Source organism: Laspinema olomoucense D3b (assembly GCF_025370785.1).
GTDB classification, from domain to species: Bacteria; Cyanobacteriota; Cyanobacteriia; order Cyanobacteriales; family Laspinemataceae; genus Laspinema; species Laspinema olomoucense.
In genome coordinates this window covers 18,789-37,839 of the sequence record NZ_JAMXFA010000007.1, presented here as the reverse complement: position 1 = coordinate 37,839, position 19,051 = coordinate 18,789, and the positions used below count along the sequence as shown (strand labels likewise).

Here is a 19,051-nt window from a genome sequence, read left to right as displayed (position 1 = left end):
CTAACCGATTTGATGCGATCGCTCAACCCTTGGCTCAAGATTTTTAGCAGCAAAAGTTTCTGTTGCCATGATTATTCAGGGCAAGATATAATTTTAAGCAGTTAATCAATCAAGAAGCGATCGCCAAGCCATCTAAACAATGGAGTTTTATGGCTAGAAAAGACGTCTTTTCCTAAAGTGGACAGGCGGCAGGAGTGGAAAGATCTGTTGGTCTTGACAACGATGGCCGTGGCGTGGGAGATTATCGCGGTTTCTGTCGCACCCTTTGTCAACCCTGGGAGTGATGAGTACCTCCCCGGCTTGCAAGAGCTACTTTCTAGCAGCGATCGCGAGTTGACAGTGTGGTGATGCTTTTACCCCGGGGAATAGGGTAAGCTACTGTTATTCATCGACAGCCTAATCCTTCAACAGAAGGAGTCGGAGGTTGCGAGTTTGGCTGCAGTCCAGTCAGCCCTAACCGGCAAAAACAATTGTCCGGTGAGTTGCAACCATCATGGACAACAATAAACGGAGAAGGGTGCAACTACCTTGACCTATCCGTAATTGAGGAATGTGATGAGCAACGACTTAGATCTGATCAAAAGCCTTAGCCCCAGCGCAATGGATCAGATCATGATATATCTGGCCTTCAGTGCCATGAGAACCAGTGGGCACCGGCACGGAGCATTTTTGGATGCAGCGGCAACAGCAGCCAAATGTGCCATTTACATGACCTATTTGGAGCAGGATGAAAACCTGCGAATGACAGGTCACCTGCACCATATTGAGCCGAAGCGCGTTAAAGCCATTGTTGAGGAAGTTAAAGAAGCCTTAACAAAAGGCAAGCTCTTGAAGATGTTGGGTTCCCAGGAGCCTCGCTATCTGATCCAGTTTCCTTATGTGTGGCTGGAACAGTATCCGTGGAGACCGGGACGGCCTCGCATTCCGGGAAACAATCTGACGAGTGAAGAAAAACGTCAAATTGAACGCCAGCTTCCGAACAATATTCCCGATGCTCAACTGATCAACTCCTTCCAGTTTATGGAATTGATTGAGTTTCTGCACGCTCGCTCCCAGGAGGATTTTTCCGCAGACAGACGGATGCCTCTTTCTGAAGCCTTAGCAGAACATATCAAGCGGAGGTTGGTTTACTCCGGAACGGTAACGCGGATTAATTCCCCTTGGGGAATGCCCTTTTACGCCCTGACTCGTGCCTCTTATTCTCCCGTAGATGATCAAGAGCGCACCTACGTCATGGTGGAGGATACCGCACGATACTTCCGCCTGATGAAGGATTGGGCGGAACGGCAACCTAAAACGATGCGGCTGTTGGAGGAATTGGATATCCCCTCTCATCGCATGGACCAAGCGATGGAAGAGTTGGATGAAGTCATCCGCCAGTGGGCCGATCGCTATCACGAGGAGGGGGGTGAACCCACGTTGCTCCAGATGGTATTCGGTCCTCAAGAAGAGTCCTAGAGTAGCATCCGGCTTCCCCTGGTTCAATCATTGCTGAATGGGGAAGGAATGCCCTCTGCTTCAAGCGTCAATCAGTGTGTTTCGGATCAATCTAGTCTAAAATCTATAAATCTCCTTTAACGCCCCTTTATAGGGGCGAAATATTGGGGATTTACAAAAAAAAGCTTCGGCATTTAACCGAGGCAGGAACGAGTTGAGAAACTGGATTTTTTTGATAATTGAGAAGGGAGGAAAAGCCCCATTAAACCTCTTAAAGCGAGTTTCTAAGGTAAAGAATTGAGCGTAGGGAGTGACCGGGCGATCGGGTGAAAAAACTCAAGCTTTGCGAGGGCCGCTTCGCCGCAAACTCCCCTGTTGACGCTCTAAAATTTCTTTCGCAACTAAACTAATTAATCCCAGACAGGCTAATAGTGCCGCTGCGGAAAATGCCGACTGGGTTTGATACTGCTTATAAGCTTCCTCTACAAATAACGGTAACGTTTGGGTTTTTCCAATCAAGTTGCCAGAGACGACGGCAACCGCACCAAACTCTCCCATTGCTCGGGCATTGGTTAAAATGACTCCATACATCAGTCCCCAGCGGATATTGGGTAAAGTAATCCGCCAGAAGATTTGCCAATCATTTGCTCCCAGGGTTTTTGCTGCTTCTTCCTGTTCGGGTCCGGTTTCCTCTAAGACGGGAATCACGGAACGAGCGACAAAGGGGAGGGTCACGAATAAACTGGCAAGGATGATTCCCGGTAGGGCAAAAATAATCTGAAGATTGGCGGATTGAATCAGGGGACCAAACCAGCCATTTCTTCCATAAAGTAGAACAATCATTAACCCAGCGACAACGGGGGAGATGGAAAAAGGCAAGTCAATGATGCTGACAATAAACGCTCGACCGGGAATTTTATGGCGGGCGATCGCCCATGCTGCGCATAATCCAAAGACAGTATTAATCGGGAGTACAATCGCGGCAACGATGACAGTTAACTTAATCGCCTCTAAAAAGTCGTGGTCCTTAAAGTTAGTAAAGAAGGGGCCGAACCCGTTTCTAAATGCTTGATAAAAGACATTCAGTGCAGGAATGAAAAGAACCAGCCCTAAGTAGGCGATCGCCACCCCAATGGCAATCCGCGGCACCCATTGTTCTTGCTTTTTAGAATTGCCACTCTTCTCAACTGGCTGATCACTGATAGATTTAAGCATACCGTCTTCCCCAAGCTTGCACGAGATTAATTGCGAATAAAATGGCTAAAGAAACTGCTAACAGTACAACCCCTATCACCGTTGCTCCATAGTAGTCATATTGTTCCAGTCGTTGAAAAATTAAGACCGGGGCGATTAAATCCTTAAACGGAATATTTGAGGCCACAATCACAATTGACCCATACTCTCCCACCGCCCGGGAAAACCCCAAAGCTACACCAATTAAAATTGGTGAAATCAACTGGGGAATAATAATTCGCCAAAAGGTTTGAGAGTTAGAAGCACCCAAACTCCAGGCAACTTCTTCGACTTCAGGCTCTATTTCCCTTAAAACAGGTTGCACTGTTCGGACTACAAACGGAAGGGAGATAAAGAGCATGGCAATGCCTACTCCGAAACGGGTAAAAGCAATTTGAATTCCAAAGGGTTCCAGCAGGGAACCGATCCAACCCGTTCGACTATAAACCGTGGCGATCGTCAAACCGGCCACTGCTGTGGGCAGGGCAAATGGTAAATCAATTGCTGCATCAATAATCCGCTTAAAAGGAAAGTCATAGCGCACTAAAACCCAAGCAATTAAAGTACCAAATACGCCATTAATTAGGGCAGTAACAAAAGCGGTAACAAAGGTGACGTCATAAGCGGAAATGGCTACGGGGCTGGTCGCAATTCGCCAAAACTCACTGGGGTCTTTTGTTGCCGACATCCACAACAAGGCTGCCATCGGCAGTAACAGCATGATACTCAGATAGCCAATCGTGATCCGCCAAGGCCAAGACAGATGGAGGAGGCCACCGAGGGAGGTTAGTAATTTTTTGGGAGGATTATTGAAGGAAATTGCCATAATAACCTGGGAATTATTGTTACTCTTTATTGATAGACTCAAGCATTACAAAAGCTTTCGTTTTTGGATGAACGAGGGTTTTGGGATATTTGAAGGTTTGGAGAATAAGAAACAATTCGGTTGAATAAGTTGGGCGCTTGGGTTAACAAACCGGAGCAAATATTCTGGTTTCTTTGGGTTTGACGTACACCTCCTGATTGGCTTCGAGTTGCAGTTCATCATACCGCTCCCGACTTAATTGTGCCGTCAATACTGACCCCGATTTCAGCACTAATTCTAATTGAATTTCCCATCCTAAATGAACCAGGCGGGTTACTTGCGCCGAAACAAACTCAGGTTCTGGGTTGGTTCTAATTAATAAATCATGAGGACGCAAAAATATTTGGTCTGAGGATGAAACCTGAGACTGAGTTTTACAGAGTCCTGAATTAATAGGAAGAACATTCACCGGACCAATAAAACTCATAACAAACGAACTGGCGGGTTGATCATAAATTTCGCTGGCTGTCCCCACTTGTTCCACCCGACCATTGTTCATCACCACAATTTCATCGGCGACTTCCATCGCTTCTTCTTGATCGTGGGTGACAAAAACAGTGGTGACATGAACTTCATCATGTAAATGTCGAAGCCAAGCCCGCAGTTCTTTACGGACTTTGGCATCTAATGCACCAAAGGGTTCATCGAGTAACAAAACTTTCGGTTGTACGGCTAAGGCTCGGGCTAAGGCAATCCGCTGGCGTTGACCCCCAGAGAGTTGCGCGGGATAGCGATCGCCTAACCCTTGCAGTTGCACCAACTCCAACAACTGTTCCACCCGCTCCCGCACTTGGAGCTTGGGAACCTTACGAATTTCCAAGGGAAAGGCAATATTTTTGCGAATGGTCATGTGTTTAAACAGCGCATAATGCTGAAACACAAAGCCAATATTTCGCTCTTGGACTCGGACTTGGGTCGCATTTTCTCCGGTTAAATAGATTTCACCTTGATCCGGTGCTTCTAATCCGGCAATCAGTCGCAGTAAGGTCGATTTACCGGACCCAGAAGGTCCTAAGAGGGCAACTAAAGATCCACTCTTAATGTCAAGGTTGACCTGATCAAGGGCCAAAAATGAACCAAAATTTTTAGAAACGTCCTGAATTAAGATTCCCATGATTACAACTTGCGGGGTGAAGTCAATAAAAGGCTGGATTAGAGAGCATCATGTGATTGAACAGATGCCGTTCAAACTGAGGCGATGTTAGGGACGGTATAAACTAGCTTGAATCTCATCAAAAACTGCTCCTTCGTCAAAAAATTGTCGTTGTATGGTATCCCATCCGCCTAAATCTTCAATGGTAAAGGGGGTATTAACAATAGGAAAGCGATCGCCTTGATTGCTCTCCACTGTAGGTTCTACAGGCCGAAACCCGTAGCGCGCAAAAACAGTTTGGGCTTCGGGAGTAAATAAATATTGGACAAATGCTTCAGCCAGTTCCCGATTCCCATGTTTATCCACATTTTCATCAATCACCGCTACCGCATTTTCGATCGCAATATTGACCTGCGGGACAAGGTAAGCCACGGGGCGATCGTTGAGTCCCGCTAAAATCATTTCATTTTCATAGTTCACCAACACATCTCCCTGACGTTGCTCCACAAAAGCATCGGTCGCTTCCCGGGAGTCTTTAGATAAAACCACTGCATTTTCATAGACTTTCTGGGTAAAAGCTCGCGCCTGCTCTGGCGTTCCTCCGGTTTGGGTGACGGAACCCCAAAGCGCAAGAAAACTCCACCGCGCACCCCCAGAGGTTTTCGGGTTAGCCAGAACAATCTGGACGTCCTCTTTGGCTAAATCTGCCCAGGTTTGAATGCCTTTGGGATTATTGGGTCTAGTAGCAATTGTAGCGACAGAACGAGTAACGATGGAATTATTGGGGGCTTCTTGTTCCCAACCGGGTTCAATCAGTCCCTCTTTTTCCAGTTGTTGAATATCTAAGGCTAAAGCTAGGGCGACGACATCAGCATCCAGTCCGTGGAGGACAGTGCGGGTTTGGGTCCCGGAAGGGCCGTAACTTTGGCGAATCACTGCCTTGCGATCGTGCTGCTGATTCCAAGTTTCTAGGAATTGGGGAATGATTTCTTGATACGCCGAAGGGGTCACCATGTAGGAGACGAGGGTCAGTTCCAGGGGATTGGGATTGCTCAGATTACCTGTGCAGGCGGCGAGCGCCCAACTCAGACTAACTCCCCATAGGAAAGCAACGACCCACCGGATGAATAAATTTGGGGACAAAAAGCGACTCATTTCCACCGACAGCCTAGGTATTTGAGCAAGGATAAGGAGAATGAAGAAGTGCGATCGAGCCAAGGGCAGGTGGAGTAAGTCCACCTTATCCCCTGCTCACAATCATATTCCGTGAATTGATGTCCTGGCAATTACCAGTTCTCCTCATCAGGGTCCGTTGACTTACTCCAAATTTCTACATCGAGGTCGTTCAAATAAATCATTGCGCTATCAATCTGGCATTTTTTTCCCCGGAGATCGAGGTCAAACCACCCATCATTTTTGATATTAGCTGCTAACAAGGCTGCATTCACGTTAACGGTCAATCCATACTCAGAAATCAGGCGAGAAATGATGGGTTCTTCCTGATACTCTTTCGGAACCCGAATCCGAATTCGCAGGTGTGTGGGTCGGGAGTCATCGGTTGAGAGGTGTAAAGACGGCGGTTGCGAACCTGGATAACTCGGGTTTACTTGAGCGTGATAATTAGGGTGAGTCGGCATAAATTTCTCCACTTGAGCTAATTTTATCTAGTCGTCCATAAAGCTGGGAAGAAACTGTTTTGGTGAACTATAACGGACTTTCATTGCTGGACTTGGCTCAAAATTGTGTCAAAGATAGCGCCATCGTCAAAAAATTTACTTTGCACTGCATCCCAGCCCCCCAAGTCTTCAATGGTGAACAAAGTTCGGATCTGGGGAAATTGACTGCTAAATTCCGTGGCAACGTCAGGATCCACAGGACGGAAGCCCACTTTGGCAAATTCGCGTTGAGCAGTTGGGGTAAATAAATACTGGACGAAGGCTTCGGCGACTTCCCGGGTCCCGTGTTTATCCACGTTGGCATCAACTACAGCAACGGGATTATCGATAGAAATATTTACCTCGGGAATCACATAGGGAAGTTCTTGGCCGTTTTGTTTAGCCAATATCACTTCGTTTTCATAGTTGATTAATACATCCCCTTGACCCTGTTTGAAAAAGACGTCACTGGATTCGCGAGCATCGCGGGGGAGGACGGGGACATTTTGGAAGACTTTACGAGTAAATTCGGTGGCAGTCGTATCATTCCCCCCGGTTTCGGTGACTGCACCCCAAAGACCTAAGAAATTCCACCGCGCACCGCCCGAAGTTTTGGGGTTAGCGGTAATGACGCTGACATCATCTTTGGCTAAGTCTTGCCAGGTTTTAATGCCTTTGGGATTACCGGCTCGGGTGACTAAAGCAGCAACGGATTTATGGACGATCGCATCGTTGGGAGTCTCTTGTTCCCACCCCGGTTGAATCAGCCCAGCTTTTTCAATTTGTTGGGTATCTAATGCCAGCGCTAAGGCAACGATATCGGCTTCTAATCCATCAATGACAGCTCGGGTTTGGGAACCGGACCCCCCATAGCTTTGGGTAAAGGTGACTTCTTGGTTATGTTCTTCTTTCCACTGCTGTACAAATTGCGGAATGATTTGCTCATACGCGGCACGAGTGACGGCATAAGACACCAGGGTGAGTTGGACGTTTTCACCGCCTGCTGTACCTGTGGAACCTCCACAAGCTGCGATCGCCGCGCTCATAGTGAGGCCCACGAGAAACAATGAAACAGATTTTTGGATTTGTCGATACTTCCCTCGACTGGTGAAGAATTCTTTCCACCAACGGACTAGGGTCCCTTGCCTAAACCCCCCACTCCATAATGTGCGGTTTTGATCCAAGGGGTTTTTTCCCTCTGCGCTCGGTTGCCATTGACCCATATACCCTCCTTTCTCTAATCTACGGTAACTTGGTCAAGATACCGTTGTTTGACTGAAAATTAACATTATCGGAAAAGCTAAAAAAAAGCAAGTGTTTTTTTTAATTCCTACAGCGCCCGGAATAGGCGGTTAACAGGGCCGTAGCTGTCTCACTGTCGGGTGCATTATTCATATATAATAAGTTGGTAACTTGTAAATGGGGATAGGACTCCGCTCAAATCGAGTTGCCGTAAGGATTTCAGAAAAAATCGCCTAAATTTCAAAAAACCCTTGCTTTTTTCCGAGACCTTGTGCTACATTTATAAACTGTTGGCAAGGACGCATAGCTCAGTTGGTTAGAGCACCACGTTGACATCGTGGGGGTCACTGGTTCGAGTCCAGTTGTGTCCATTCAAAGCTTGATTTATAAAAGTAAACGGAGAATTCGCCGAAGATCTTAGATCGGCATCCATTCTGTTGAGGAAAAAGACTCAATCAGTTGCCTTTGACTATCCGGTGTTGAAGGGGCCTTTTTGACTTTAAGAAATGAGTGGGTTACGGACTGAGCCCGCAGCGATCGCCTCAGAAGTCCTTCCTGTGAAGGCACTCACTCCTGCACAGGACCACCGGCAAACCATTACTTCAGGAAATAAACCATATCCAAGCCCTCGCCATTGGAACGCATCTAGCGCTTATGAAGGGTGAATTTTGGATGAATTTGAGGGGGTTTCTATGACTAACTTAAATTAGAAAGAGCATAATTGAGTGAAGGGATAAAACTCAAATTTTCACCTTAAATATCAGCTATTTAGTCAGAATAAATAATAGTCACTTCCCCAAATTCCCATATTTTGTTATACAATAAAAAATAGGAAATTGGAATTAAAGACTCCTAAAAAGAGCCAAGGTTCGCCGGTGAAAAACCACTTGAGGAGGTAGGGATAGGTGCTGGGTCATCCAGGAGGACTGTCTAACTTTTACCCCATCCACAAGGCCGACGAAGGAAGGGGGGAGGGCGGAGCCGTAAGACCGAGCCGATGCCACAAAACTAACCCCTCTAAGGGTATAAATATGGATTAAAGATGAACTTTTCAAAAAAAAAGAGTATCTTCTTGATCGCAACCCAAAGAAATATAGAGGATCGGACCCTGAACATGAGATTATCTTGGCGCTGGTTTTTACTTTCTAGCTTAATGAGTTTAACCTTCGCGATCGCCCTCCAGGATCGGTCGCAAGTGGCCCATTCGCAAATCGAGCCTCCCTCCAGCGAGAGCCTGAACCAGGAATCCGGACCCCTTTTTATTTTAGATAAAACCCTGGAAGGACATACCAGTTGGGTAGAAGCCATAAAATTTAGTCCCGATGGCAGCATCCTAGCGAGTGGCAGTCGCGATCATACAATCAATCTCTGGAATTGGTCCACTGGCGAATTGATTCGCACCCTGCTGGGACATTCCGCTGATGTAAATTCCCTCGCTTTTAGTCCCGATGGACAAGGTTTAGCCAGTGGCAGTACCGATCTCACCGTCAAATTGTGGGATGTAAATCAGGGCATTTTAACCGGGACGCGATTAGGTCATACCTTTGCGGTTCGGGGTGTCGCCTTTACCCCGGATGGACTAACTCTAGCCTCTGCGAGTGCCGATCGCAGCATCATCCTGTGGGATGTCAACACGGAACGAGAAAGGCGAACCCTAAACTGGCATTCCAGCTTTGTCTGGGCAGTTGCCGTCAGTCCCGATGGCAATACCTTAGTGAGTGGGGGCTACGATAACACCATCCGCTTTTGGAGAATGCCCAAGGGGAAAAAGTGGCGCTCCATTGAAGGGCATTCTAGCCCCATTACCGCGATCGCCTTTAGTCCCGATGGACAAACCGTCGCCAGTGCCAGTGCCGATCACACCATCAAGTTATGGGACCTCAACACCGGCTCTTTGAAAAGTACCTTAACGGGTCATGCAGATTGGGTCTTAGCAGTGGCATTTAGCCCCGATGGTCAACTGCTTGCCAGTGGGGGTGCCGATCGCACCCTGCGCCTGTGGAATGTGGAAAATGGTTCCCTGCGAACCCTCTTCAACAATCATCAAGGGCGAGTTCTTTCCGTTGCCTTTAGTCCCGATGGACAGGCCCTTGCCAGTGCCAGTGCGGACCAAACGATTAAAATTTGGCGAGCCGTTCAATAAACTGGGTCAATTTTCCAGGAAAAACCCGGGATATTTCTCCAGCTTGGCAGCCGTTGAATTTTCTTTATAAAAGCTAGGAAACTTCCCCTCTTTATGCCGTCCAACTGGAAAGAAAATCATCCCGGCTTTTACTGCATCTTTATATTTTGAAGTTGAATAAACATTTTTTTAGGCTAAATAACACTTAAAACATCAAAAATTTATTTTAGGGAAAGGATAGAGAAAAATGAACTTATGGGAAAGCCTGGACATGGCTGCGAAGACCCTAGTGGCCAACAAAACTAGAAGTACCCTCACCATGCTGGGGATTATTATCGGGAATGCTGCCGTGATTGCTACGATTGGGGTTGGCTCAGGCGCGCAAAATTTTATTGGGGGACAAATAGAATCCTTGGGAACAAATGTGCTGATTATTGCCCCGGGGAATCGGAATAGCCGCAGATTAGGAGGACCGCCCCAAACCTTGGTTTTGGAGGATGCAAAGGCGATCGCCTCCCAAGTTCCCGGTATTAATGGAGTCTCCCCCGAACTCAACGGCAGTGAACTGGTGCGCTATGGCAATCAGAACTTTTCAGCATTGATATTTGGCACGATGCCCGATTTTCTCACCGTCCGCAGCTTTGAGGTAGAAAAGGGACGATTTTTAAATGAATTAGATGTTCAGCGCAGCAATGCAGTAGTGGCGTTAGGTTCAGATTTAGCCATTGCTTTATTTGGAGACAGCAACCCCATTGGACAAAAAGTCCGCATCAAAAATGTCAGCCTAGAAGTGATTGGGGTGATGAAACCCAAAGGAGCATCTTTTGGGACAAACTACGATGAAACCGCTTTAATTCCCATCACGACAATGGCGAATAGAATCCTGGGACGGCAATCGCCTTATGGACTATCGCTTTCTTTCATTTGGGTGACGATCGCCAATGAAGAAGGGATGGGAATAGCCCAGTTTCAAATTGAAAATTTGCTGCGTCTACGGCATCGAATTACGGACGAAGACGATTTCTACGTTCAGAATCAGCAAGATTTAATGAATACCTTTGATGCGATTACAGGTGCGTTAACGGTGTTACTCGCAGCGGTGGCGAGTATCTCCCTGCTGGTGGGTGGGATTGGAATTATGAATATCATGTTGGTATCGGTGACGGAACGAACTCAGGAGATAGGGTTGCGCAAGGCGATCGGCGCATCTGAGCAAGATATTTTAATTCAGTTCATCATAGAAGCAGTGATTCTAGCGGTGGCGGGGGGTGCAATCGGCATTGGTATTGGGGTGGGGGGTATTTTTTTGATTGCCCTAGTCACGCCTTTTGAGGCGGGAGTTTCGGGAATGGCGATCGCCCTGGCAACCAGTGTCTCTGGAGGCATCGGCTTATTTTTTGGGGTAGTTCCTGCCCGTCGTGCAGCCCAGCTCGACCCGATTGTAGCATTAAGAAGTGAGTAATTGAATTGGGTCATTAGTCATTGGTCATTGGTCATTGTTTTATCAGTGAATTTAGGGAATTAAAGATTACTATGAACTCTCAAAATCAACTCCAATCTACTCTACCGATTCCAGAACAAAAAGCGGCGATCGTCCAACTGAAAGATGTTTACAAAATTTATGGATCGGGTAATACAGAAGTCCAAGCCCTAAAAGGGGTTAATTTAACCATTTATGAAGGGGAATATTGCTCAATCATGGGGGCCTCTGGTTCTGGGAAATCGACTGCAATGAATATTATTGGCTGCCTGGATAGACCCAGTAGCGGATATTATTATCTGGATGAGGTTGATGTTACAAAAATGGAAGACGCGAATCTAGCTAAAATTCGGAACTTAAAGTTAGGATTTGTTTTTCAACAGTATCATCTATTACCTCAACTGAGCGCCTTAGAAAATGTCATGTTGCCAATGGTATATGCGGGAGTTTCTCCCTCGGAACGGCGGGCGAGATCGATGGAGGCATTAACGCGGGTCGGCTTAGAAAATCGGATGAATAATAAGCCCAATCAAATGTCTGGGGGACAACAACAACGGGTGGCGATCGCCCGGGCGATCGTCAACCAGCCCGTTTTACTATTAGCGGATGAACCCACCGGCGCTTTAGATACCAAAACCACTGAAGAAGTCATTCATATTTTTTCAGAACTTAATGCTAGTGGCATGACGATCGTGATGGTAACCCACGAACCGGAAGTCGCCCGCGCCACTAAACGAATTGTCATGTTTCGTGATGGAGAGGTCATCCAATCTCATCTCACTCCCGCTGATTTGCATAGCGCAACGTTTTAAACCCTATGAGGGGACGGTTTGGCCCGGGAATTCCACCGGGCAAGGCTCACCCCTGATTTTTAAAAGAGGATATCGGCTTTTTGGAATTTTGCTAGAGGTCTAATTATTTCCGCGACAGATCCTCGTTCAAAGAAAAAATTGGTAATCCTATCAAGCCCAATTAACAGCCGAAACGTAATATCAAAGAACAACCCCCGGGAGCCGCTGATAAATCTACCTATAGTAGAAGGTTTCTGGCCATTAAGTTATTTATTATAGGAAAGAGATTAAAGGGCCTTTCTGTCCAAAAGACAGAAAAGAATCTCGCTCTCACAGAAGTGAAAATACCCTCCAACTAGCCACTCAGTGCGATAAAAGCGGGCCAGCTTAGTCACCAACCGTTGGGCGTGCTGATTTCCTCACGTAGGAAGAAACTCAATGGGATAGGTATGACTGCTCTAAACGCAGGTCTTTGACAACCGGATTGGGGAAGACACTCTCGGTGGAGGGGAAATACCCATTGATTCGGGCTTCAACCCCGGGTCGTCGGGTCCCTGCTGCCGAGGTCAAGTCACTGGGTTTGGGTCGGGTGTAGGTGATAGAAATCACCCGGCTCTATTACGGAGGGTCACTTCCGGCAGCTACAGCGATCGCTCACGAGGTAGCAACCGATGATTGATAATACACTCAAGGAAGTTATTTAATAAAAATGCCATCGTTAAAATACCAAACGACGGGACTCACAAGGGGATGGACTAGGGCAGTCAATGATAGGCCTATGGAGAATCCGATAGCTGGCGTGAGTAAAAAATCATCGACTCCGGATAAAGAACCGCCGCTGATCTTGGTCGTCGATGATGACCGTTTTATGCGGGATCTCCTCCGTCAAGTCATGGAAAAAGAGGGCTACCGAGTAGCCGAGGCGGAAAATGGCCTTCAGGGTTTAGAGGCCTATATTCGCCTGCATCCCGATATGGTTTTGATCGATGCCATCATGCCGGTTATGGATGGTTTTACCTGCTGTACTAGGCTGCAAGCCATGTTTGAGGATGATTCTTCCGGGGACTATGACTTTGCATCCCACACCCCCATCTTAATGATTACCAGTCTGGAGGATAGTAAATCGGTGGACCATGCATTCGAGGTGGGTGCCGTGGATTTCGTCACCAAACCGATTCACTGGGCAGTTTTGCGTCAAAGGGTTAGACGGTTGCTGGAACAAGCACAGCTGTATCGACAGTTACAAGCGGCAAATGAGGAGTTGCAGCGTCTGGCATTTCTGGATGGGTTGACTCGGGTTGCTAATCGTCGCGGTTTTGACCAAGCATTAGAACATGAGTGGCGGCGACTGATTCGGGAAAGTGTTGCGGCGAAAAACACGGGGACAGATACTCATTTTGTCCAAAATCCTTCCTCTCTGTCTTTGATTTTGTGTGATGTAGACTTTTTTAAACGCTACAACGATTCCTGCGGGCATTTAGCCGGGGATGAATGTTTACAAGAAGTTGCAGAGGCTCTGACTCGCTCGGTGCAACGTCCCGGGGATTTGGTGGCGCGTTACGGGGGAGAAGAATTTGCGATTTTGCTTCCGAATACAGATGCAGCAGGGGCGGTGAGTGTGGCCCAAAAAATTCGGACTGAAATCCGCAATTTACAGATTCCCCATCCCACTTCTGCGGTGAGTGAATTTATTACGGTGAGTTTGGGGGTGACTGCTACGATTCCTTGTCCGAGTACGGTTCCCTCTGAGCTAATTTCGATTGCGGACAAAGCGCTCTATCAGGCGAAAGAATCGGGGCGCGATCGCCTGATTCTAAAAATTTTTATTTTGCCCAAGTAAGGCAACTTCCAAAATTAATCTTTCCCGAATATCTTGCTTTGTTTCAGTGACGTAAAAATTGAGAGAAAGCTATCACTGCAAACTAATTGGGTAGGGATACGGGAATGGTTGGGTGAGCCTCATTTAATTAATAGAGATAGAAAAAGGGTGGGAATTTCCCACCCTTTTCCTCTTCAAACCACGGCGGATAAACTTACTTGTGCCGTTTGTGCCACCGGGGGAATTTCATCTTGGGCTAATGTTTCTAAGATCGGACGAACTTCAGGACCCCCAAGCCTTCCCAGAGCTTGAGCAACGCGATGGCGAATTTGCCAATCGGCATCGCTGGCGTAGGGAATTAATAATGCAGTGGCTCGCTGATCGCCGAGTTCCCCAAAAGAGCCGATCGCCGCTGTTTTGATAAGACTTTCTGAAGAATTCAGGGCATCTTCTAAAATCTCAAAAGACCGAATATCCCCTAATTCTCCTAATGCCGCCACAATACTGAGTTTCAGCAGCCATTCCGAGGTATTCTCATAGATCTGTTGCAACTCTTCAAATGCTTCTGTTAATTGCAAACCTCCCAGAGAGTCCGCTGCTGCCGCTTGTACATCCGTTTCGGAATCATTTAAAAGGCGATCGCGCAGGACCGTTAAAGCCACATCGCGATCCATCTTTCCCAAACTCGCCATCTGACTCACCGCTGCATACCGCACCCTAGCACTACTATCTTGAATCGTCGGTAAAATCAGTTCTAACGCGATCGCCGGTTCAAGCTGTCGAAGTTGATTCACTCCGCGTAGGCGATCGCCCATTGTTTCTGAATGCAGTAATTCCCTCACTGACTCTGGAGTAACGTTCATTTTTTATGATCTGTTCCTTATCTGATATTCCTTAATCAAAATTTACCGGATCTTCAGTCCCCTTGATCCGTCACTTCCTGATGATTATTCACCATCTTTGGTCCTTTCTGACCTCAAACCTATCCCCTCCAAATGTCAACTCTTACCCTTCCTCCGTTGCCATTGCCCGGACAATATCGCCCCGAGTCAAAATTCCGATAGGCTTACCCACTGAATCGATTACCGGCAAGCGATGTACTCCCTTTTCATGCATCAATTCTGCCGCCTCTCGTAAAGACTTTTCGGGTCTAATCGTTTGAGGATTTTTTGTCATTACTTCCCCCACAGTTTGTCCCAAAGCCTTATGTAAATCCCGCTGATATTTCGCTGGATTCTCTAAATAAATCACACTATCAAGCACCATAATATAGGGCGGCGGTGTCACCCCACTTTCCCGCCACATCAAGTCTCCCTGGGAAATAATCCCGATCAAATTTCCGGTAGCATCCACCACGGGAAGTCCACTGAACCGCCGTTCGGCCATAATCTGAATCGCCTCATCCAAAGAAGTCTCTGAAGTCACGACGATCGGCTCGTGGGTCATTATCTCCGCAACTGTTTTCGCCATTTTCTTTTATCTTTATCTCAAGCTAATTTGTGGCCGTCATCTAAAACATTGAGCTATTAGTCCTAATGCATCTGTGGGGTCGAACTTGATGGCTTAAACCCAGCCTGATCTGTTTTTTCCCCCGATCCCAACTTGTAGCCCGCTCAGGTCACCTATAAATTTAAGTGACCGTAAGGGAGATTTTCTCAGATATCCGGACAAAAGTCGATGTTTCACCAGGAGGGTCAAAGTTCTGGTGGATCGTTACTCCATCTGGAAACCACAGACTGCGGCAGTTAGAATCAGTATTGTAAAGATTTATTTCCCCAGGAGGCTATGACACCCCCCAATTCCCCAGACCCTCTGTATCGGAATATTTCGATTTGTCAGCACCAATCTTGCCAGCGCCACGGATCCCCCGCCGTTCTGAAAGCCTTTCAGCAGACGGCACTTCCCCCCGGAGTGACCGTCAATGGTACGGGTTGTCTGGGACAATGTAGCTCAGGTCCCACGGTTAAAGTCAACCCTGATAATGTTTGGTATTGTCGAGTCACACCGGCAGATGTCCCTGTGATTGTAGTTCAACATTTAGAAAACGGTGAGCCAGTGGATGCTCTGCTCAACCCCAGAATTCACTTGAAATTTTCGTTTTAGCTCACCGCACGAGGAAGGGGCGATCGCCGCAACTCTCCTGGATCAAAAGGCGACTGCCGGTGACGCGCTCCCTTTTTGGGGATGATTACTTCACTTTAGACAGAACCCACTCGCGAATTAATTCATTGACGCGATCGGGAATTTCATCATGAGGACAATGGCCTGCATTGAGAAAATATTCCGTAACCTGGGGATAATATTGGCGAAACTTATCGCTGCGTTCCTGAATTTTCATCCAAGGATCTCCTTCTCCCCACAGGGTTAACAGGGGGGCCTTAAGCTGAGAGAGCAATCTATCTACTTTTTCCCCCGGTGGCGTTTTAAAAATCGCCGCGAATACCTGTGCTGCACCGCGATCGCAAGAAGGACGATAAATTTCCTCCACCAGTTGATCGGTCACAGCTGAGGGATCCAGATAAACTTTCATTAGGGTCTTCCGAATCGTGGCACGGCGGCGCGTCCATTGGAACAACAGGAAGCTCACCCAATTTTGGCGAAATGCTGATTTCAAGGCAACATTCAGCGCTTTCCGATGCAATGGAGGTTCTGGGAGGGGTTCCGTTTCTGTGAAGGGACCAGCGCTGTTGAGTAAAACAACCCCGGCAACGGATTCGGGACATTGAGCACCTAAACATAATGCGGCATATCCTCCCAGGGAGTTCCCAACAACCACCGTAGGTTTGCCGATATGGGTTTGAATGAAGTTTTGTAATTGGTCCCGCCAGAGTTCTCCACTGTAAATGCAGTTGGGTTTAGCCGATCGCCCGAATCCCAACAAATCGATCGCCCAAACTTCAAAGTCCGTTTGTAACCCGGCGATCGTTTTGCGCCAGTGATCCGTCGAGGCCCCAAAACCATGAATCAGCAGCAGGGGGGGTTTATCGGGATGGCGATCGCCTGCACGAACGTAATAAATAGCGCGATCGCCCCATTGCCAGTATGCACCCGGTATCGGCTCAGTGTTGATTGACGAGGTTACCTGCATCACTTAATACAATTTTTTGTCATAAATACAAACAACTCTCTTCATTGTAGAGCGCCACTGGCTACGCTGAAATTCTATCCCGCCCCCGCTCCTCCCGAAGCAAACCCTCTCATTTGGCCTCATCTGAAACCCCCATCCCCTCTTTTCCTCTCCCTCCTATTAGCAGAGCGATTATTTCCCTCTTACCTCTCCCCTTTTACTGAGAATCTACCTTTACAATCTTTCCATCAGCTTCGATAGAGAGCGGAGTTTCGGGAAAATCGCTTTGGGTTAATTTTTGCATTAACTTCACCGTGCGATTTTGGGCATCATAGCTAGGAATTCCTTGACTATTCAAATGAATTGGAATAATCTGACCCCCTATAAAATTCCCTTCTAAATCAATTTCGGCTTCCAGAATTAAAGAATATCCCAATTCCGCTACCGTGGAAAGACTGCGATATCCCATAAAATTCCCTAAAGAATAAGCAATTAATTTCCCCTTGTAAACCTCTAAGGCACGGGGCACATGGGGACCATGACCTAAGACTAAATCTGCCCCGGCATCAATCATCACCCGAGAAAATTCTACCAAATTCCCTCGGTTCTCGCTAAAAAAGGTTTCGGTGCGGTTCTTAACATGGAGAGCGCCGGTTCCTTCTGCACCGCCATGAAAGGAAATTACAACTAGAGTAGCCTTCTCCTGAGCTTCAGCAACTAGCGCTTTTGCTGCCTCTAAATCAAGAATGGAGTTGTGATAGGAATAGGTACTAAACCCAATAAAGGCGATAGGGATATCATTCACCGTGGTATAAGCAATTTCCCCTTTGCGGCTGGCGGCCACCATTCCCGCCGCTTCAATATTTTTGATAGTGTCTTCAAACCCTTGTTCAGTAAAATCCAATGAATGATTGTTGGCGACACTTAAAATGTTAAAACCCGCCTCTTTTAATAGGCGGGTATAAGTGGGAGGAGTGCGAAATGCAAAAACATTGGGACGACTGACATCTTTGCCGGAATAAGGATGATTGGTCAAGGTACTTTCAAAGTTACCAAAAACAAGATCAGCTCCTTGTAAATAAGGGGTGACTGCCTCAAAAAGTTGCTCAGGCTGTGAGTGGAGTTTATTACTAGGGAAGTCAACTCCCGGAATAATATCTCCAACAGCTTTAATAGTAATAGGCTGGTTGGGAATGGAGGATTCAACCAGTTGAGAGAGTTGTTGGAAGTTGCTGAGAATGTTGTCCGTTTGTAAGGGTTGGAGAGAGTTGGAACGGGTTGCAAAAGAGGGAAATTCTGGGGGTTCGGGCAGTTTGACGGTGGCTAGAGTTTCCGATGCGCTGGATAAAAGAAGAGCAGGATGGAATTTTTCACCGTTTCTGAAGAAATCCCAACCTGTACCCAGGATCAGGCTCATGATTCCCACGGTGGGTAATACAATTTTGATGGTATTACCGATCGCCCGGGATCGGTTAGACGGGACTCTCTTTGGCGGTGGTGGATTGTCTCTCGCGACGATCGCCGGTTGGGGAATCACTGGATCAGCGAGGGGGCGATCGCGCTCAGAGTTGCTACTTTCCCTGGGAGTCTGTACCGATGCCTCTATGGGAGTCACGGAAGGATTCGGGGAAATGGGGGGTTTGTCCTTAGCAATCGGCAAGGATTCGGGAGTGGGGAGTGGTTTTGAAGCCGGTTCCTCCGGGACCCCAGAGGGAGAAGAGAGGGGGCTAATGGTGGCTTTACCGAACTCAAAGGCTTCATCCCATGCCGGAACTTTTTGCCCAATTTGTCGGGCATAAACCCGGACAGAGTGAATGGAACGGACATTGAGACGAGTTAATCCATCCTGAATGTAGGTGATATAAGCTTGGCGATCAGGGATGCGATCGGCTTCTAAGAGGATATGCAGCCGATTGTCGTTACGAACCACTTGGGCCGTCATATTTCTGATTCCTAATGCTTGATTCAGCAATACGGCGATCGCCGCTGGATCTCCTTGCTTTGCTAAACTCACGATATTTTGCGCGTCCAAAATCCCTCTCCTCACACAAATAAATAGAGTTGGTAATGTTAGGGGTAGAAGTTGGACAGAGTAAGGCCCCTAAGAAAATGGCGATTGATCCGCTTAGAGTCCACCTCTGTATTCAAACCCCTTGGAAATAGTCAATACTGTGCAGATACTGAGCTATTACAAGATCGGGTTCACTCTTCTCGGCGATTTTCAGGGTATTTTTGAAGAAGTCTGCT

Annotated in this window: 18 protein-coding genes and 1 tRNA gene; 8 read left to right on the top strand and 11 right to left on the bottom strand. The window is 47.3% G+C overall.

Going from position 1 to position 19,051, the window contains the following annotated elements:
* Positions 1-177: 177 nt before the first annotated feature.
* Together NG792_RS06740 and hetR are read left to right on the top strand one after the other, a co-directional pair.
* The gene (locus NG792_RS06740; protein WP_261234921.1) at positions 178-348 is read left to right on the top strand and encodes a hypothetical protein; all 171 of its coding nucleotides are present in this window, start codon (positions 178-180) and stop codon (positions 346-348) included.
* Between the two features lie 207 nt (positions 349-555).
* Positions 556-1,458 carry a heterocyst differentiation master regulator HetR gene (gene hetR / locus NG792_RS06735; protein ID WP_261196558.1) on the top strand — a complete coding sequence of 301 codons (903 nt, stop codon included), beginning with the start codon at positions 556-558 and terminating at the stop codon, positions 1,456-1,458.
* A gap of 315 nt (positions 1,459-1,773) precedes the next feature.
* Here the strand turns inward: hetR and cysW are convergent, their stop codons facing one another.
* From cysW to NG792_RS06705, 6 genes are all read right to left on the bottom strand, one after another.
* Positions 1,774-2,652: a sulfate ABC transporter permease subunit CysW gene (cysW, locus tag NG792_RS06730; protein ID WP_261234920.1), complete on the bottom strand. Its 879-nt coding sequence runs from the start codon at positions 2,650-2,652 to the stop codon at positions 1,774-1,776.
* Positions 2,645-3,496, bottom strand: coding sequence for a sulfate ABC transporter permease subunit CysT (gene cysT, locus NG792_RS06725; protein WP_261234919.1), 852 nt, complete (start codon positions 3,494-3,496; stop codon positions 2,645-2,647). The genes cysW and cysT overlap by 8 nt, the downstream gene beginning before the upstream one ends.
* Before the next feature lie 142 nt (positions 3,497-3,638).
* Entirely contained in the window at positions 3,639-4,649 is a 1,011-nt protein-coding gene (locus NG792_RS06720) for a sulfate/molybdate ABC transporter ATP-binding protein (RefSeq protein WP_261196555.1), read from the bottom strand.
* A gap of 87 nt (positions 4,650-4,736) precedes the next feature.
* Positions 4,737-5,867 carry a sulfate ABC transporter substrate-binding protein gene (locus tag NG792_RS06715; protein WP_261234918.1) on the bottom strand — a complete coding sequence of 377 codons (1,131 nt, stop codon included), beginning with the start codon at positions 5,865-5,867 and terminating at the stop codon, positions 4,737-4,739.
* Between the two features lie 47 nt (positions 5,868-5,914).
* A complete protein-coding gene (locus NG792_RS06710) occupies positions 5,915-6,265 on the bottom strand; it encodes an NIL domain-containing protein (protein WP_261234917.1) in 351 nt (116 codons plus the stop codon).
* 80 nt (positions 6,266-6,345) lie between these two features.
* Positions 6,346-7,506, bottom strand: coding sequence for a sulfate ABC transporter substrate-binding protein (locus tag NG792_RS06705; protein WP_261196552.1), 1,161 nt, complete (start codon positions 7,504-7,506; stop codon positions 6,346-6,348).
* Between the two features lie 316 nt (positions 7,507-7,822).
* Between NG792_RS06705 and NG792_RS06700 the strand changes: the two genes are divergently transcribed.
* The 4 genes from NG792_RS06700 to NG792_RS06685 all read left to right on the top strand — a co-directional run bounded on the left by NG792_RS06700 (position 7,823) and on the right by NG792_RS06685 (position 11,939).
* A tRNA-Val gene (locus NG792_RS06700) sits at positions 7,823-7,896 on the top strand.
* 743 nt (positions 7,897-8,639) lie between these two features.
* Positions 8,640-9,668: a WD40 repeat domain-containing protein gene (locus NG792_RS06695; protein ID WP_261234916.1), complete on the top strand. Its 1,029-nt coding sequence runs from the start codon at positions 8,640-8,642 to the stop codon at positions 9,666-9,668.
* A 226-nt stretch (positions 9,669-9,894) separates the two neighbouring features.
* The gene (locus tag NG792_RS06690) at positions 9,895-11,109 is read left to right on the top strand and encodes an ABC transporter permease (protein ID WP_261234915.1); all 1,215 of its coding nucleotides are present in this window, start codon (positions 9,895-9,897) and stop codon (positions 11,107-11,109) included.
* A gap of 71 nt (positions 11,110-11,180) precedes the next feature.
* The gene (locus NG792_RS06685) at positions 11,181-11,939 is read left to right on the top strand and encodes an ABC transporter ATP-binding protein (RefSeq protein ID WP_261196548.1); all 759 of its coding nucleotides are present in this window, start codon (positions 11,181-11,183) and stop codon (positions 11,937-11,939) included.
* A gap of 414 nt (positions 11,940-12,353) precedes the next feature.
* On the opposite strand, the gene NG792_RS06680 is transcribed toward NG792_RS06685, so the two are convergent.
* Entirely contained in the window at positions 12,354-12,527 is a 174-nt protein-coding gene (locus tag NG792_RS06680) for a hypothetical protein (protein ID WP_261234914.1), read from the bottom strand.
* A gap of 190 nt (positions 12,528-12,717) precedes the next feature.
* Here NG792_RS06680 and NG792_RS06675 point away from each other — a divergent pair, with 190 nt between their 5' ends.
* The gene (locus NG792_RS06675) at positions 12,718-13,758 is read left to right on the top strand and encodes a diguanylate cyclase domain-containing protein (RefSeq protein WP_317619385.1); all 1,041 of its coding nucleotides are present in this window, start codon (positions 12,718-12,720) and stop codon (positions 13,756-13,758) included.
* 173 nt (positions 13,759-13,931) lie between these two features.
* Here the strand turns inward: NG792_RS06675 and nblB are convergent, their stop codons facing one another.
* Positions 13,932-14,600, bottom strand: coding sequence for a phycobilisome degradation protein NblB (gene nblB, locus NG792_RS06670; RefSeq protein ID WP_261234913.1), 669 nt, complete (start codon positions 14,598-14,600; stop codon positions 13,932-13,934).
* A gap of 142 nt (positions 14,601-14,742) precedes the next feature.
* On the bottom strand, positions 14,743-15,207 hold the full coding sequence (locus tag NG792_RS06665; RefSeq protein ID WP_261196545.1) for a CBS domain-containing protein: 465 nt from the start codon (positions 15,205-15,207) through the stop codon (positions 14,743-14,745).
* 315 nt (positions 15,208-15,522) lie between these two features.
* On the opposite strand from NG792_RS06665, the gene NG792_RS06660 reads away from it, so the two are divergent.
* Complete coding sequence (locus NG792_RS06660) at positions 15,523-15,840, top strand: (2Fe-2S) ferredoxin domain-containing protein (protein ID WP_261196544.1); 318 nt, start codon at positions 15,523-15,525, stop codon at positions 15,838-15,840.
* A gap of 85 nt (positions 15,841-15,925) precedes the next feature.
* On the opposite strand, the gene NG792_RS06655 is transcribed toward NG792_RS06660, so the two are convergent.
* On the bottom strand, positions 15,926-16,825 hold the full coding sequence (locus NG792_RS06655) for an alpha/beta fold hydrolase (protein ID WP_261234912.1): 900 nt from the start codon (positions 16,823-16,825) through the stop codon (positions 15,926-15,928).
* A gap of 196 nt (positions 16,826-17,021) precedes the next feature.
* On the bottom strand, positions 17,022-18,836 hold the full coding sequence (locus NG792_RS06650; RefSeq protein WP_261234911.1) for a CapA family protein: 1,815 nt from the start codon (positions 18,834-18,836) through the stop codon (positions 17,022-17,024).
* Positions 18,837-19,051 lie beyond the last annotated feature (215 nt).

Excerpts from the sequence above, each read along its gene's own strand:
- hetR (WP_261196558.1), top strand. The coding sequence starts at position 556 with ATGAGCAACGACTTAGATCTGATCAAAAGCCTTAGCCCCAGCGCAATG.
- cysW (WP_261234920.1), bottom strand. The coding sequence starts at position 2,652 with ATGCTTAAATCTATCAGTGATCAGCCAGTTGAGAAGAGTGGCAATTCT.
- cysT (WP_261234919.1), bottom strand. The coding sequence starts at position 3,496 with ATGGCAATTTCCTTCAATAATCCTCCCAAAAAATTACTAACCTCCCTC.
- NG792_RS06720 (WP_261196555.1), bottom strand. The coding sequence starts at position 4,649 with ATGGGAATCTTAATTCAGGACGTTTCTAAAAATTTTGGTTCATTTTTG.
- NG792_RS06710 (WP_261234917.1), bottom strand. The coding sequence starts at position 6,265 with ATGCCGACTCACCCTAATTATCACGCTCAAGTAAACCCGAGTTATCCA.
- NG792_RS06705 (WP_261196552.1), bottom strand. The coding sequence starts at position 7,506 with ATGGGTCAATGGCAACCGAGCGCAGAGGGAAAAAACCCCTTGGATCAA.
- NG792_RS06695 (WP_261234916.1), top strand. The coding sequence starts at position 8,640 with ATGAGATTATCTTGGCGCTGGTTTTTACTTTCTAGCTTAATGAGTTTA.
- NG792_RS06690 (WP_261234915.1), top strand. The coding sequence starts at position 9,895 with ATGAACTTATGGGAAAGCCTGGACATGGCTGCGAAGACCCTAGTGGCC.
- NG792_RS06685 (WP_261196548.1), top strand. The coding sequence starts at position 11,181 with ATGAACTCTCAAAATCAACTCCAATCTACTCTACCGATTCCAGAACAA.
- nblB (WP_261234913.1), bottom strand. The coding sequence starts at position 14,600 with ATGAACGTTACTCCAGAGTCAGTGAGGGAATTACTGCATTCAGAAACA.
- NG792_RS06665 (WP_261196545.1), bottom strand. The coding sequence starts at position 15,207 with ATGGCGAAAACAGTTGCGGAGATAATGACCCACGAGCCGATCGTCGTG.
- NG792_RS06660 (WP_261196544.1), top strand. The coding sequence starts at position 15,523 with ATGACACCCCCCAATTCCCCAGACCCTCTGTATCGGAATATTTCGATT.
- NG792_RS06655 (WP_261234912.1), bottom strand. The coding sequence starts at position 16,825 with ATGCAGGTAACCTCGTCAATCAACACTGAGCCGATACCGGGTGCATAC.